This window comes from Vibrio sp. 1288, from assembly GCF_033344475.1.
In genome coordinates, this window is sequence record NZ_JAWPOX010000493.1 from 1 (window position 1) to 718 (window position 718).

A 718-nucleotide genomic window follows, 5' to 3' on the forward strand; every position below is an offset into this window, starting at 1 on the left:
CACCGTCATATAAGTTTCCGGACGAATCCACGACTAGACGACCGTTAACGTAGACATTACCCGAGACATTCACATCCTTTTTAAATGTCTGTGTTCCCCCGAACACGTTCGACTGGTTGCGTTGAGCTAATTGCGAAACGCCGTAACCGTCGATTTTGCTAGCGTCAAACGCTGTCGAGTTCCTACCTAAAAGCAAAGAGTCCAGAGACGAACCATTACTGTATAGCGTCGTTCCGTTGGAAATGAGTCGTCCATTTTGATTAATCTGATTACCCACTTTGAGAGCGCCGCTGATTTGCGTATTTCCTACAACGTTTACCGAGTTAGAGAAGTCAGCATTTGTCGCAAACACATCACGCGCATTGAGGCTTCCGTTAATTCTCGCCCCTCTTGAGATGTTCCCTCGCTGAGCTGTGAGGTTTTTGTTTACATCGACATTTAAACCCGTGAGCGCACCACCTAGAGCCAAGCTTTGCATTGTCGTATCGGCAAGGGTTGCGTTTGCGTTTACCGTGAAATCATCATTCAGTTTTAGGGGGGCATTTAGGACGACATCGGCAAACTCTACTTTGCTCGTAAAGTTGATTGGGACAGCGTTATAGCCGCGAATAACGTCTACTTGAACTTCATCGGTTTCTAGAGTTTTAGCAACATTAAAGGTCGATGCTGTGGCGCTCTGAGTGAATAATGCTTTTTCGATTGTGGCAGTATCACCGTT

1 protein-coding gene is annotated in these 718 nt (G+C 46.2%); it reads right to left on the minus strand.

Translation table 11 applies throughout. The annotated features are described in order from the left end of the window. The coding region (locus R8O11_RS27600) for a hypothetical protein (RefSeq protein ID WP_318194923.1) at window positions 1–718 on the minus strand (718 nt) is incomplete at both ends.